This window comes from Microbacterium trichothecenolyticum (assembly GCF_030818955.1).
Lineage (GTDB): Bacteria > Actinomycetota > Actinomycetes > Actinomycetales > Microbacteriaceae > Microbacterium > Microbacterium trichothecenolyticum_B.
On the sequence record NZ_JAUTBF010000001.1, the window covers coordinates 1,540,827 to 1,554,928 of the forward strand.

Consider the following 14,102-nt stretch of genomic DNA (forward strand, 5'->3'; position numbering starts at 1 on the left):
GGGCGCCGCGTGCCCGGTTCGCCCGGATCGATCCCGTGGGCAGGATGGGGGGATGGATGCCACAGCCCCGGCGCAGGCGCGCGCCTTCGCCGCCGAGTCGGCCGTCGTCACCCGGTACGTCCACCGCTACGGCCCGGTGGCCTGGGCGCACGCTGCGACCCCCGGGGTCGCCGGTGCCCGCACCTGGCACTACTGGTGGCACGCGCACCTGCTCCACGTGCTGCGCGACGCGCAGGAGCATCGACCCGACCCGCGCCGCGGGCGGCTGCTGCGCGCGCTTCATCGCGGCATCACCCTGCGAACGCTGGGACGGTGGACCACCCCGTTCTACGACGACGTGGCGTGGATGACACTGGCCCTGCAGCGGTACGACCTCACCGACCGCCGCATCGACCGGCTGACGCGACGGCTGGCCGACGCGGTGGATCCCGCGGTCGGGGCCCTGCCCTGGGCCGTCGGCAGCGTCCTCTACAACGCTCCCGCGAACGCACCGGCGGCGATCGCCCTGGCCTGGTCTGCGCGACGGGGGGCGGCGGTGGCCCTGGACGCGTGGGTCGCGGCGACCCTCGACGATCCCGCGACGGGTCTCGTGCGCGACGGCGTCGAGAACGGCGTCGTCCGGTCCGAGCTGTGGACGTACAACCAGGGCGTGGCCATCGGGTCGGCCCTCGCACTGGCCGAGGGGGCCGCCGACGCCGACGGTCGCGAGGCCCACGAGGAACGGGCGGCGTCGCTGGTGGAGGCGGTCGAGCGGTGGTGCGCCGCCGACGACGGGCTCCTGCCCGCGGCCGGGGGTGGCGACGGCGGCCTGTTCGCCGGCATCCTGGCCCGCTACCTCGCGGAAGCGGCCGTGTGGTTCGCCGACGACGACACCGACGAGCACCGTCGTGCCGTCTCGCACGCCGCCCGCACCCTCGTGCACCGCAACGCCGAGGCACTGTGGGAGCAGCGTCGGGGCAGCCTGTTCCCCGCCGACCCGCGCAGGCCCGCCCGCGCCGAGGGCGACGATCGCGACCTGTCCGTGCAGTTGGGCGCGTGGATCACGCTCGAGGCCGACGCGGCCGTCTCCGCCATCACCAGCTGACGGGCAGCGCCTTGCCCTCTTCGTAGCCGGCCGCCGACTGCAGTCCCACCCGGGCGCGGTCGTGGAACTCGGCGACGGTGGCCGCGCCGGCGTACGTGAACGAGGAGCGCACGCCCGAGGTGATCATGTCGAGCAGATCCTCCAGTCCCGGTCGCTGCGGGTCGAGGTAGATGCGCGACGACGAGATCCCCTCGGCGAACAGCTCCTTGCGGGCGCGCTCGAAGGGATCGAGCGCGCCGAAGCGCCCCTGCACGGCCTTGGTCGAGGCCATTCCCCACGACTCCTTGTAGATGCGGCCGTCGTCGTCGGTGCGAAGGCGCCCCGGTGACTCGATGGTGCCGGCGAACCACGAGCCGATCATGACGGATGCCGCTCCGGCGGCGAGCGCGAGGGCGACGTCGCGAGGGTAGCGCACCCCGCCGTCCGCCCACACGTGAGCGCCGACGCTGCGCGCCGCCTCCGCCGTCTCGAGCACGGCGGAGAACTGCGGACGACCGACCGCGGTCATCATGCGGGTCGTGCACATGGCGCCCGGGCCCACGCCGACCTTCAGGATGGAGGCACCGGCATCGGTCAGATCCCTCACGCCGTCGGCGGTCACGACGTTGCCGGCGGCGATCGGGATGCCGAGATCGAGCGCCGCGACCTCGCGCAGCGCCCGCAGCATCTGGGCCTGGTGGCCGTGCGCGGTGTCGACGACCAAGACGTCGACGCCGGCGTCGGCGAGCGCCCGCGCCTTGCCCGCCACGTCGCCGTTGACGCCCACGGCGGCGGCGACGATCAACCGCCCCTCGGAATCGACCGCGGGGCGGTAGACCGAGTCGCGCAGAGCGCTGCGCGCCGAGAGCGTACCGACGACGCGGTCGCCGTCGACGACGGCGACGATGTCGGCATCGCCGACGAGGGCGAACACCGCGCGCGGGTCGCCCACCTCCTCGATCGGCACGAGCGGGGCATCGTTGCGTGCGATGTCACCCAGCGTGGCGTCCGGCAGGGCCGTGGCCAGGCGCGGCGCCGGAACGATCCCGCGGAACGCCGAGAGCTCGACGATGCCGTCCTCCCGCTCGTCGGCGACGACGATGCCGCGCCCCGCGACCGGCGGCAGGATCAGGCGCGCGTCGGCGACCGTCGCGGTCGGCGGCAGCACCAGCGGGGCGTCCCACGCCACGGGCTGCGCTTTGACCCATCCGACGGCGTCGAGCAGGTCGGGCAGGGCCAGATCCTGCGGCAGCACGCCCAGGCCGCCGCGGCGCGCCAGCGTGGCCGCGATCCGCGTCCCCGTGACGGAGTTCATGTTCGCCGAGACCAACGGCAGGGTCGCGCCGCTGCCGTCGCCCGGGGCCAGGTCCACGTCGAGACGGCTGCGCACCTCGGAATGGCGCGGGACGAGGAAGACGTCCGAGTAGGTCAGATCGACATCGGGCTGCGCGCCGGAGAACTCCATGGCATCCACCTCACCACATCGACCATGTGAATCCCCGACAGCGGCTCGACACCGTCGGTCGACGCCGTCGGCGGAATGCGAAGACCTCGGAGAGCGCGCAGGAACCTCGGCTAGGCTGGAAGGTGCGCGTGCACGGTGATGTCCGCGCATCCACAGGAATCTTCATCGAGGAAAGCAGGCGATCGACTGTGTCGAGCCAGGTGACGGGCGTCGGTACTTCGAGCGAGGGCGAGTTCGGCGCGAACGAATGGCTCGTAGACGAACTCTACGAACAGTTCAAAGTCGACAAGCACTCCGTAGACAAGGCCTGGTGGCCGATCCTGGAGGCGTACCACCCGGTCGTCGACGGGGCCGGAGCCGCCGCTCCCCCGCCGTCCGAGCCCAAGCCGGTCACCGCGCCCATCCCCATCGTCGGGCAGGCCCCCGTCGCCCGCACGACGACGAAGCCCGCCAAGCCGCAGCCGATTCCGGCGCAGGCGCCCACGCACGCCCCGTCGGCTGCCGCAGAGAGCACCGAAGAAGACCGCGTGACGGTGCTGAAGGGGATGCCTAAGGCCCTGGCATCCAATATGGACGACTCGCTCACCGTCCCCACCGCCACGAGCGTGCGCACGGTGCCGGCGAAGCTGATGATCGACAACCGCATCGTCATCAACAACCACATGGCGCGCACCCGCGGCGGCAAGGTGAGCTTCACCCACCTGATCGGATGGGCGCTCATCCAGGCGCTCAAAGAATTCCCGAGCCAGAACGTCTACTACGCCGAGATCGACGGCAAGCCCTCGGTCGTGGCCCCCGCGCACGTCAACCTGGGCATCGCGATCGACATGCCCAAGCCCGACGGCTCGCGCGCCCTGCTCGTGCCCAGCATCAAGCGGGCCGACACCCTGACCTTCGGGGAGTTCCTCGCCTCGTACGAAGACCTCGTCCGCCGTGCGCGCGGGAACAAGCTGACGCCGGCCGACTTCCAGGGCACCACCGTCTCCCTCACCAACCCGGGTGGCATCGGCACCGTGCACTCGGTCCCCCGCCTCATGCGCGGCCAGGGCGCGATCATCGGCGCCGGGGCCCTCGACTACCCCGCCGAGTTCCAGGGTGCCAGCGAGAAGACGCTGAACGAGTTCGCGATCGGCAAGACCATCACGCTCACCAGCACGTACGACCACCGCGTCATCCAGGGTGCCGGCTCCGGCGAGTTCTTGAAGAAGGTGCACGAGCTGCTGATCGGCCAGCGCGACTTCTACGAGGACATCTTCGCGGCGCTGCGCATCCCGTACGCGCCCATCCACTGGGCCGCCGACATCAGCGTCGACCTCTCCGAGCGCATCGACAAGAGCGCCCGCGTGCAGGAGCTCATCAACTCGTACCGCGTGCGCGGCCACCTCATGGCCGACATCGACCCCCTCGAGTACGTCCAGCGCACGCACCCCGACCTCGAGATCGAGTCGCACGGCCTCACGTTCTGGGACCTCGACCGCGAGTTCGTCACGGGTGGCCTCGGCGGCAAGCGCGTCGCCAAGCTCCGCGACATCCTCGGTGTGCTGCGCGACTCGTACTGCCGCACGATGGGCGTGGAGTACATGCACATCCAGGACCCCGCGCAGCGCCGGTGGTTCCAGTCCAACATCGAGGTCAAGTACATCAAGCCGGGCCACGACGAGCAGCTGCGCATCCTGTCGAAGCTCAACCAGGCCGAGGCCTTCGAGACGTTCCTGCAGACCAAGTACGTCGGCCAGAAGCGCTTCAGCCTCGAGGGCGGCGAGTCGCTCATCCCCCTGCTCGACCAGATCCTGCAGGGTGCCGCATCGAAGGGCCTCGACGGCGCCGCCATCGGTATGGCGCACCGCGGCCGTCTCAACGTGCTCACCAACATCGCCGGCAAGACCTACGGTCAGGTGTTCCGCGAGTTCGAGGGCGCGGTCGCCATCGGCAGCAAGCGCGGCTCGGGCGACGTGAAGTACCACCTCGGCACCGAGGGCACCTTCGTGGGCGACGAGGGCGATGAACTGCCCGTCTACCTCGCGGCCAACCCCTCGCACCTCGAGACCGTCGACGGCGTGCTCGAGGGCATCGTCCGCGCCAAGCAGGACCGCAAGCCCATCGGCACGTTCTCGTGGCTGCCCATCCTCGTACACGGCGACGCCGCGTTCGCCGGCCAGGGAGTGGTCGTCGAGACGCTGCAGATGTCGCAGTTGCGCGGCTACCGAACGGGCGGCACGATCCACGTGGTCGTCAACAACCAGGTCGGCTTCACCACCACCCCGACCGATGCCCGCACCTCGGTGTACGCCACCGACGTGGCCAAGACGATCCAGGCGCCGATCCTGCACGTCAACGGCGACGACCCCGAGGCGGTCGTCCGCGCCGCGGAGCTGGCGTTCCTCTACCGCGAGGAGTTCCACCGCGACATCGTCATCGACCTCGTCTGCTACCGCCGTCGCGGACACAACGAGGGCGACGACCCCTCGATGACGCAGCCGCTCATGACGAACCTCATCGAGGCGAAGCGCTCGGTGCGCCGGCTCTACACCGAGTCGCTCGTCGGTCGCGGCGACATCACCGAAGACGAGTACGAACAGGCCAAGCAGGACTTCCAGAACCGTCTCGAAGTCGCGTTCGCCGACACGCACGAGGCGGAGACGGGCACCAACCCCGTCGTCGCGACCGACGCCGCCGACGAACCGGTCAGCGGCGCTCCCGAGACCACCGGTGTCTCCCGCGAGGTCGTCCAGCACATCGGCGACGCGTTCGTGAACAAGCCCGACGGCTTCACGGTCCACAACAAGCTGCAGCAGCTTCTCGAGAAGCGACTCGACATGAGCCGCAACGGCAACATCGACTGGGCCTTCGGCGAGCTGCTCGCCTTCGGCTCCGTGCTGATGGAGGGCACGCCCGTCCGCCTCGCCGGACAGGACTCGCGCCGCGGCACCTTCGTACAGCGCCACTCGGTGCTGCACGACCGTGACAACGGCCAGGAATGGCTGCCGCTGGCCAACCTCAGCGAGAACCAGGGACGCTTCTGGGTCTACGACTCGCTGCTCAGCGAGTACGCGGCGATGGCCTTCGAATACGGCTACTCGGTGGAACGCGCCGACGCCCTCGTGCTGTGGGAAGCCCAGTTCGGCGACTTCGCCAACGGCGCACAGTCGGTCATCGACGAGTTCATCTCGTCGGCCGACCAGAAGTGGGCGCAGCAGTCGAGCGTCGTGCTGCTGCTCCCCCACGGCTACGAGGGTCAGGGCCCCGACCACTCGTCGGCCCGGATCGAGCGCTACCTGCAGATGTGCGCGCAGGACAACATGATCGTGGCGCGCCCGTCGACGCCCGCGTCGTACTTCCACCTGCTGCGCCGTCAGGCCTACCAGCGACCCCGTCGTCCGCTCATCGTCTTCACCCCGAAGGCCATGTTGCGGCTGCGCGGTGCCACCAGCCCGGTCGAAGACTTCCTCGAGGGGCGCTTCGAGCCCGTGCTCGACGACAACCGCGGGGTCGACAAGGCTGCCGTGAAGCGCGTCCTGCTGCACGCCGGAAAGATCCACTGGGATCTTCGGGCCGAGCTCGACAAGAACCCGAACCCCGAGATCGCTCTCGTGCGCCTGGAGCAGTACTACCCCGCGCCCATCGAGGAACTCACCCGCGTGCTGGGGCAGTACCCGGACGCCGAGCTGGTGTGGGTGCAGGACGAGCCCGAGAACCAGGGGGCCTGGCCCTTCATCGCCCTCGAGGTCGCCGACCAGCTCCGTGGACGCCCGATTCGGCTCATCTCGCGCGCCGCGGCCGCGTCGACGGCCACCGGTTCGCCCAAGGTGCACGCGAACGAGCACGCCGCGATCATGAAAGCTGCACTCGCGCGCTGATCCCGTCACGACAAGGGCCCGGTCGAGTTCGCTCGACCGGGCCCTGTCGTCATTCCACGCACGACGGCATGCCGACGAAGCGCCGCGGCGGGCGGCGGGCGGACACGCGCCGACACCCGCGAGGCAGCCGGGGCTCGCGACGCCCCGAACGCGCCGCGCGGGTGCGGCACCGGGTCAGGATGCGGGGGCGGTCAGTCCGAGCACGGGGGCCAGGGCGGGGATCGCGAACGCCAGGCTTCCGTCGAGCGCCTCACCGGTGTGACCGGCGCCCTCGACGACGTGCGTCAGCGCCGTGAAGCCCGCGGTCTGAGCGACCTTGGAGTTCGCCAACTGTCCGGGGCCGAAGGTGGTGTCTTCGCTTCCCCACGTGAAGATCGCCAGGTGCCCGGCGTACGCCCCGGGTGCGGCCGCCGCCATGATCACGGCGGGCTTGCTCGCCTCGAACGCGGCGGCGTCGCCCGCGAAAGCGTCGTCCACCGTTTGCGCGGGGTGCTCCGACCCCGGGAACTCATTGCCCATGATGTCGAGCATCTGCCCCCAGGTGTCGGGGTACTTCGCCCCGTACTGCGCCGCACAGGCGCCCCCGTTCGAGAACCCGCCGATGACCCAGTAGCGGTGGTCCTTGACGATGTTGAGGTTGGCTTCGGCCCACTGGGGCACGAGTTGGTTGATGTAGGTGGAGACGGCGCCGAACTTCGCCGAGTCGACGCAGGCCGGGTCGCGTTCGGGGGCCGTGAGCTGATCGACGACGACGGCGATGGGCGCGAGCCCCTTGTTCTTCGCGGCGAACGCGTCGAGGGACTTCGCCAGCGCGGTCGGGTCGGGCGACCCCGGCTGGCCCATCATGAAGACCAGGAACGGTAGGGCCGGCGGATTCGCCACCTGAGCCGCGGGGGGAAGGTACAACGACGCGTCGCGCGCCGCATACTGCCCCGTCGGGATCTGGGTGGAGCCCGTCAGGGCGGTCACCGAGCCCTTGGCCGGCATGTCGGCCGGCGGGTCCCACCGCTCGTACAGCGTCGCGGGATCGGCCGTCGAGGCATCGGTCGACACATCCTGCTGCGGGAGGACCGCGGGGTCGAGAGCCTGCACGCCCAGGATCGCCGCGAGGTTGTGCGTCACCCCGTACGCCGCGTTCACACCGAGCGCTCCCGCGAGAAGGCTCGCGATGACCGTGAGGATGCCGAACACGCGTCGCAGCCACGGACGACGGCAGATGCCGACCACGCCGACGGCGGCGGCCGCCGCCGCCCCCGCTCCCCACCAGATCGCTCCGGAGGGCAGCGGACCCTGGAACATGTCCATGCCCTCGAGGATCCTCGTGGCGATGAACATCACCACGCCGGCGGCCGCACCGACCGCGAGCGTAAGGATGAGACGACGCGGCGCCCAGACGATGACGGCGAGCGCACCGAGCGCGCCGACGACCGCGCAGACGACCAAGACCGGACTGTCGATCAGCTCGAAAGACAGGACAAAACGATTCATCGGCGGCCCTCCCACGCACTCTTCGCCAAAGCGACCATCTCATGCCGCGAAGCGCCGGGCAGGTAGGCGCGTCCGACGGCGGCTCCGATTGCCGGGAGCTGGAGCGGATCGCGGTACGCCAGCGCCAGCGGCCGATAGCGGGGACGGAACTTGCCCTTGAAGCGAAAGAGCGAGGCGAACCCGTACGCGGGTTCGAGCACCTCAGCCAACCAGCGCAACACCGCCCGGAGGGGGGCGGGGTCACCGTCGGCGGGGCCGTCGGGGTCGTCGGCGAGCGGGGCGCCCGACAGGCTGAGCACCGTGGCGCCCTCATCCTGCAGCTGCAGCGCGGCCTTGGCGATGAGGAACTCCATCATGCCGTTCGGGCCGTTCGTGCGCCGACGCATGAAGTCGAGGGTCCATCCCGTGACCGTGCCGTCGGTCCAACTCGGCATCCAACTGGTCACGGCCTCGATGCGACCGTTCGCATCGACGGCGAGCAGAAGGCGCACGTCGCGGTCGCGCAGTTCGTCGAGCGAGCCCAGGGTGAATCCCATCTCGGGCAGTGCCCGATCGGCGACCCATTCCTCGTCGATGGCGATCACCTGCGCGGCCTGCGCGACGGTGAGCTCGTGCCAGTGGGTCCACACCGCGGTGTACCCCTCTCGCTCGGCCCGCGCGAGGGGCTGGCGTACCTTCTGCCAGCTCTTGCCCGCGAAAGTGAGGCCGGGCAGGTCCATGACGGTCTCGACGCCGACCGGAACGTGGTGCCATCCCCACTCGACGAGGTCGTCGAGGGTGTCACTGTGCACGCTGTAGAAGGCGGGGATCCACCCGTACTCGACGCAGAAGTCGGCGAAACCGCGGAGCGCCTCCCTCCGGCGCCCCGCGGGCGCGAGCGGATCGGCGACGGCCAGGGCGACGTCTCCGGTGAGCCGATAGGCCACGGCGCACTCCCGGTCGTCGGAGTACCAGTGGCGATTGCCCTCCCACGTTCCCAAGAAACCCAGGGTGTCGCTCCCGCGTCGGAGGAGCTCCCGGTAGTGGTTCTGATCGGAGGCGTCGGGCCGGCGGACCCGGCGGTACAGCCAGAGGATCGTCGCGATGACGATGATCCAGAACACGACCCCGAACCACTGGTAGGCGAACAGGGCCGGACCGTGGTGCGGGAAGGCGGTCGAACCACCCGTATGGGTGAATGACGGCGGGAGAAACCGCCGCAGCGTCAGCCCGGCCAGTTCCAGCACCGACAGCTCACGGTTGAACGAGCGACGTCCGATCTCCTCGACCGCGAACAGCCCCGCGGCGCATACGAGCAACGCCGCGCCGATCACGAGGGCCGCGATTCGCGCCGCGGTGCGCCGCGCACGCAGAGAGAATCGCGCGCGCGCGACGAACAGCGCCCCCGCCAGCGCCAGGGGAACGACCACGGTGGCCAGAGCCCACAGCACGTACTCCGCGCCGCTGCCGTCGACCCAGGGGTCGATCTGCAGGCGACCATCGAGGAGCGAGACCACCGGCAGCACCGCGGATGCCACGAGCACGAGCTCCGCGAGGATCCAGGCCGAGCGACGGCCCTGACGCAGGCCCCACGCAGCTACCAGGAGCAGCACCAGCGGCACGACGGCCAGCAGCGCCGGGCCGGCGCCGCGCGTCATCAGCAGGGCGATCTGCTCGTCGCACACCGTCTCGGCGACCTTGCTGCAGCGCCCGAGCAGCTCGTCGTCATACTGCGTGTAGGCATCGACGACGAGCGAGAGCGGGCCGCGCCCGCCCCCGCTGACGAGCGCGACGAGAGGACCGCTGCCGACCACCGCGACCAACAGGGCGAGCAGCGTCCGGGTCTCGCGGGTGGAGCTGCGATGCCACGAGCGATGCTCACGGCCGCGCGCGAGCACGCCACCGACGACGAGGCCGATCACCGCGGTGCTCAGGCGGTACCACGAGTCGGCGTCGCCGGCGTACAGGGCGAACAGCGCCAGGAGCGCGAAACCGACCAGGCGCAGCCGTCGTCGCCACAGCACCGGCGCGAAGGCGGACGCGGCCATGACCACGCCCGCGATGGGCGTCGTGGGGTCGAGCACCGGCACCTCGGCGGCGACCACGGGCCGCAGATCGCTCAGCGTCCACGCCGCGGCGTGGAAGCCGATCCCCACGACGAGGCCACTCACGCCCAGGACCCCCAGGAGCACGCCGGTCCGACGGGAACCGAGCAGCCGCTCCGCATAGGCCAGCACCGTCAGCGCGAGCAGCACCGACGACGCGGCATCGACCGTCGAATCGGGTACCACCAGGGCCGTGATCAGTGTCCACCACCGTCCGCTGGAGAAGGTCGCGAGCGGGCCGGCGCCCCACGCGCGAGCGTCTTCGCCCCAGAGCGATCCGGTCGCGGCCGCGGCCGCCAGCACGGCGACCACGACACACAGCGAGACCGGGTTCGCCCGCACGTAGCGCCGGGCGACGGCGGTGAGGGCGCGGGCGCGCAGGCGCATGCGTGAGGGCGCGCTCGAAGGCGGAGGGAACGCTTCAGACATCGGCGGGAGTCTAGAAGAGAAGGCTATGGGCGCGAGGTCAGTACCAGATGTCGAGCAACGGAGTCGCGGCGGCGGCGAACGCTGTGTCGAGGGCTGCCAGGTCGTCGTGGGCGCCGCTGACGGCCCCAGAGGCTGCCAGCTCCGTGGCGCGAACTCCCCCCAGCAGCAGGGATCCCAGCGCCGCCACGGTCACCTCGACGTCGACGCGGCCCTCATCGGCCGCCTCGACCGTCGCCTCGCCGGAATCGTCGACACGAACCGCCCACGTTCCCGCGGCGAAGCCGAGCGGGTCGTCGACACGCAGCACGACGTCGAGAGGGGCCGCGTACCGGCGCGAGGTCAACGCGCCCGCCACATCGAGCACGCGCAGCCAGTGGTGGTCGGTGAGCGTCGCCGTGACGGCACGGCGGTCGGACACCATCCACTGCACGGGCGGCACCGTCGGCTGCAGCGTGGCCTTCACCCGCGCGACAAGGTCATGCTCGATGGCGAATCGCCACAGCGCCGCCGAAGCCTCGTCGCCGTCGGCGAACAGGGCGCGGATGTCGAGTCGATGCGACGTGTAGTCGTCGCCCGAGCCCTCGTCGAGCGTGTAGACCAGGATTCCGCGTTCGACACCGTCGAGGTCGCGGTAGGCCACCGCGCGGACTTTCCGGCCGTCCTTCTCATCGGGAGTGAGCCCCGCCACGCCGCGCCAGCGCCCCTCCCACCCGGGAACCGAGCCCGGGCGCTGTGTGCGGATGCGCTCGTGCACCGCGCTCACACGCTCGGGCAGGCTCTCGCGCGGGACGAAGTCGAGCCGACCCGGGGCGACCGGGCCGATCCAGTGCGCCCGCCGGGTATCGACGACGACGTCACTGGCCCAGGCGGCGGGCGAGAAGCCCCAGCGCCCGTAAATGGTCGCCTCGGTCACGGTCAGACCCGCGATGGCGTATCCGGCCGCGGCAGCGGTGCGCAGCTCGCCGGTCAGCATGGCGCGTGCGATGCCGCGCCGACGATGGGTGGGGGCGACGGTCACCGCGCTGATCGCGTACAGCGGCGCGACGCGGCCCGGCGAGACGGTGAGTTCGCTGGGCCAGGAGTCGACCGTGGCGACCGGGGCGTCGGGTTCGACACCGGCGCGGTCGAACACGCCGATGAGGCGGCGCGAGCGAAGGGCGCGCCGCGCGCTCTCGACCTCGTCCGCCGACGGCTCCTCGCCGAGGAATCCCCGGGACACGGAGCGCAGGAACGCCACGAAGCCCTCACCGTCGGCGTCGACGCGTTCGTAGTCGAGACCGGATGCGGACAGGATCGCCGCGGACTCGGCATCCGCGGGAAGGGAGAGCGTGTCGATGATCGCCATGCCCCCAGCCTATGGACGACCACCGACACCCGCGCGCCGGGGTGCCCTCGGGTTACGCCGGGAGTCCGTGCGTGGCCTGGACCGCCCGCAGGCGCGAGAGTACCTGGTCGCGGAGTTCGTCCGGAGCTGTTTCTTTGCACGCGCGCGCGACGACCTCGGTGAGGGTCCGGGCCACGAGGGCCTCGTCCTGGCATCCGGGGCAGTTCTCGAGGTGCTCTCGGATGTCGCTCGCCTCGGTCTTGCAGACCTCGTTGCGGAGGTACTCCTCCAGGTCTCGTCGGGCCTTGTCGCAGCCGCAGTCGCTCATTTCTTCTCTCCCGTGGCGGCCTGGATGCCGCGCTCTCTGGCGTAGTCCGACAGCAGGTCGCGCAGCAGCCGCCGGCCGCGGTGCAGGCGGCTCATGACCGTGCCGATCGGGGTCTTCATGATGTCGGCGATCTCCTGATAGGCGAAGCCCTCGACGTCGGCGAGGTACACCGCCATCCGGAAATCCTCGGGGATCGACTGCAACGCGTCTTTGACCACGGATGCCGGCATGTGGTCGATCGCCTCGGCCTCGGCGGAGCGGGCACTGCTCGCGGTGGTCGACTCGGCACCGCCGAGCTGCCAGTCCTCCAGATCGTCGATGGCGCTCTGGTAGGGCTCGCGCTGCTTCTTTCGGTACGTGTTGATGTACGTGTTGGTGAGGATGCGGTACAGCCACGCTTTGAGGTTGGTCCCCTGTGTGAACGACGCCCACGACCCGAAGGCCTTCACGAAGGTCTCCTGAACGAGGTCGGCCGCGTCGGCGGGGTTGCGGGTCATCCGCATCGCCGCGGCATAGAGCTGGTCCATGAAGGGCAGCGCCTGCTCTTCGAACTGTGCGCGGGGCTCCACCTCGAGCGGGCCCGCCTTCGCCGTGTCGTCCATTGCGCGCCAGTCTACGTCGGGCATCGCGAGGGTCACCGGGGTGGCCTCGGCGATCCCATCGCGCTCGAGAAGTGCGGTCACGTGTCGTCCCCTTTCAGTACGCTTAGAACCCATGACTCCCCTCGGGTATTCCCCTTCAGCCGCCACTCCCCGCGGTGCGTGGGACGCGCCCGTCGCCACCGGCCCCGTGGATGCCACGGTCACGGTGCCCGGATCGAAGTCCCTGACCAATCGCGAACTCGTCCTGGCGGCCATCGCCGACGGGCCGGGCACGCTCCACGCGCCGCTGCACTCCGACGACTCCGCGCGCATGATCGACTCCCTGCGCGCCCTCGGCGTGGGCATCGACGAGATCGACACCGACTCGCCCTTCGGACCCGACCTGCTCGTCACCCCACCCGCGTCGTTCGCGGGCGCATCCACCGTCGACTGCGGCCAGGCGGGCACCGTCATGCGCTTCGTCGCGCCTCTCGCGGGGCTCGCGCGCGGCGATGTCGACGTCACGGCCCACGAGAGCGCGTTGCACCGACCCATGGGCGCGATGATCAAGGCGCTGCGCGACGTCGGCGTCGACATCGACGACGGCGGGCACTGGGCCCTGCCCTTCACGGTGCGCGGTCACGGACACGTGCGCGGCGGCGAGGTCGAGATCGACGCCAGCCAGTCCAGTCAGTTCGTCTCGGGTCTGCTGATGGCCGCCCCGCGTTTCGACGTGGGTCTGCGCCTGCGACACATCGGCTCCCGTCTGCCGAGCATCCCGCACATCGACATGACCGTCGAGGCGCTCGCCCATCGCGGCATCCACGTCGAACGCCCCAGCCCCGGCGAATGGATCGTGCCGGCCGGCCCCGTCCGCGCGAAAGACGTCGCGATCGAGCCCGACCTCTCCAACGCGGCGCCCTTCCTGGCGGCGGCCATGGTCACGGGCGGCTCGGTCACCGTCACGGGCTGGCCGCTGCACAGCACGCAGCCGGGCGCGCTGCTGGGCGACATCCTGACCGAGATGGGCGCGCGCGTCAGCCGACGTGCGGGGGCGCTCACCGTCTCGGCGGGTGAGGGCATCAGCGGCGTCGAGCTCGACCTGACGGCGGCGGGCGAGCTCGCGCCGACCCTGTTCGGCCTCGCCGCCTTCGCGGACGGCCCCACCACGCTGCACGGCATCGGGCACATCCGCGGACACGAGACCGACCGCATCGCCGCCCTGGTCGGCAACCTCCGCTCGCTCGGCGGCGAGGCGCACGAGCTCGAAGACGGGATCCGCATCGTGCCCCAGCCCCTGCGCGGCGGCGAGTGGAAGGCGCACCACGACCACCGCCTCGCCACCACGGGCGCGCTCATCGGCCTGCGGGTGCCCGACGTCGAGATCGACGACATCGGCACGACCGCCAAGACGCTCCCCCAGTTCGCCGCGCTGTGGCGCGCGATGCTCGGTCTGGATGCGACGGATGCCGTGGGCTGACGC

The 14,102-nt window shown here is 70.9% G+C and carries 9 protein-coding genes; 3 read left to right on the top strand and 6 right to left on the bottom strand.

All coding sequences use genetic code 11. The features are described 5' to 3' along the window. Nucleotides 1-52: 52 nt before the first annotated feature. Nucleotides 53-1,084: a glycoside hydrolase family 76 protein gene (locus QE412_RS07405; RefSeq protein WP_307481715.1), complete on the top strand. Its 1,032-nt coding sequence runs from the start codon at nucleotides 53-55 to the stop codon at nucleotides 1,082-1,084. On the opposite strand, the gene QE412_RS07410 is transcribed toward QE412_RS07405, so the two are convergent. Beyond that, complete coding sequence (locus tag QE412_RS07410; protein WP_307481717.1) at nucleotides 1,074-2,528, bottom strand: GuaB1 family IMP dehydrogenase-related protein; 1,455 nt, start codon at nucleotides 2,526-2,528, stop codon at nucleotides 1,074-1,076. The genes QE412_RS07405 and QE412_RS07410 overlap by 11 nt on opposite strands. A 188-nt stretch (nucleotides 2,529-2,716) precedes the next feature. Between QE412_RS07410 and QE412_RS07415 the strand changes: the two genes are divergently transcribed. Continuing rightward, on the top strand, nucleotides 2,717-6,385 hold the full coding sequence (locus tag QE412_RS07415) for a multifunctional oxoglutarate decarboxylase/oxoglutarate dehydrogenase thiamine pyrophosphate-binding subunit/dihydrolipoyllysine-residue succinyltransferase subunit (protein ID WP_307481719.1): 3,669 nt from the start codon (nucleotides 2,717-2,719) through the stop codon (nucleotides 6,383-6,385). A gap of 174 nt (nucleotides 6,386-6,559) precedes the next feature. On the opposite strand, the gene QE412_RS07420 is transcribed toward QE412_RS07415, so the two are convergent. Genes QE412_RS07420 through QE412_RS07440 form a run of 5 tightly spaced genes read right to left on the bottom strand, consistent with a single transcriptional unit; the run spans nucleotide 6,560 to nucleotide 12,640 of the window. After that, nucleotides 6,560-7,873 carry an alpha/beta hydrolase gene (locus QE412_RS07420; protein ID WP_307481722.1) on the bottom strand — a complete coding sequence of 438 codons (1,314 nt, stop codon included), beginning with the start codon at nucleotides 7,871-7,873 and terminating at the stop codon, nucleotides 6,560-6,562. Continuing rightward, the gene (locus QE412_RS07425) at nucleotides 7,870-10,386 is read right to left on the bottom strand and encodes a bifunctional lysylphosphatidylglycerol flippase/synthetase MprF (RefSeq protein WP_307481724.1); all 2,517 of its coding nucleotides are present in this window, start codon (nucleotides 10,384-10,386) and stop codon (nucleotides 7,870-7,872) included. The genes QE412_RS07420 and QE412_RS07425 overlap by 4 nt, the downstream gene beginning before the upstream one ends. Before the next feature lie 37 nt (nucleotides 10,387-10,423). Beyond that, complete coding sequence (locus QE412_RS07430) at nucleotides 10,424-11,731, bottom strand: GNAT family N-acetyltransferase (protein ID WP_307481728.1); 1,308 nt, start codon at nucleotides 11,729-11,731, stop codon at nucleotides 10,424-10,426. A gap of 52 nt (nucleotides 11,732-11,783) precedes the next feature. Beyond that, nucleotides 11,784-12,038, bottom strand: coding sequence for a zf-HC2 domain-containing protein (locus QE412_RS07435; RefSeq protein WP_307481731.1), 255 nt, complete (start codon nucleotides 12,036-12,038; stop codon nucleotides 11,784-11,786). Continuing rightward, nucleotides 12,035-12,640 carry a sigma-70 family RNA polymerase sigma factor gene (locus tag QE412_RS07440; RefSeq protein WP_307487074.1) on the bottom strand — a complete coding sequence of 202 codons (606 nt, stop codon included), beginning with the start codon at nucleotides 12,638-12,640 and terminating at the stop codon, nucleotides 12,035-12,037. The genes QE412_RS07435 and QE412_RS07440 overlap by 4 nt, the downstream gene beginning before the upstream one ends. Nucleotides 12,641-12,752: 112 nt before the next feature. Between QE412_RS07440 and aroA the strand changes: the two genes are divergently transcribed. Then, nucleotides 12,753-14,099 (top strand): 3-phosphoshikimate 1-carboxyvinyltransferase, encoded by a 1,347-nt coding sequence (gene aroA, locus QE412_RS07445; RefSeq protein ID WP_307481735.1) that lies wholly within the window; start codon nucleotides 12,753-12,755, stop codon nucleotides 14,097-14,099. Nucleotides 14,100-14,102: the final 3 nt, after the last annotated feature.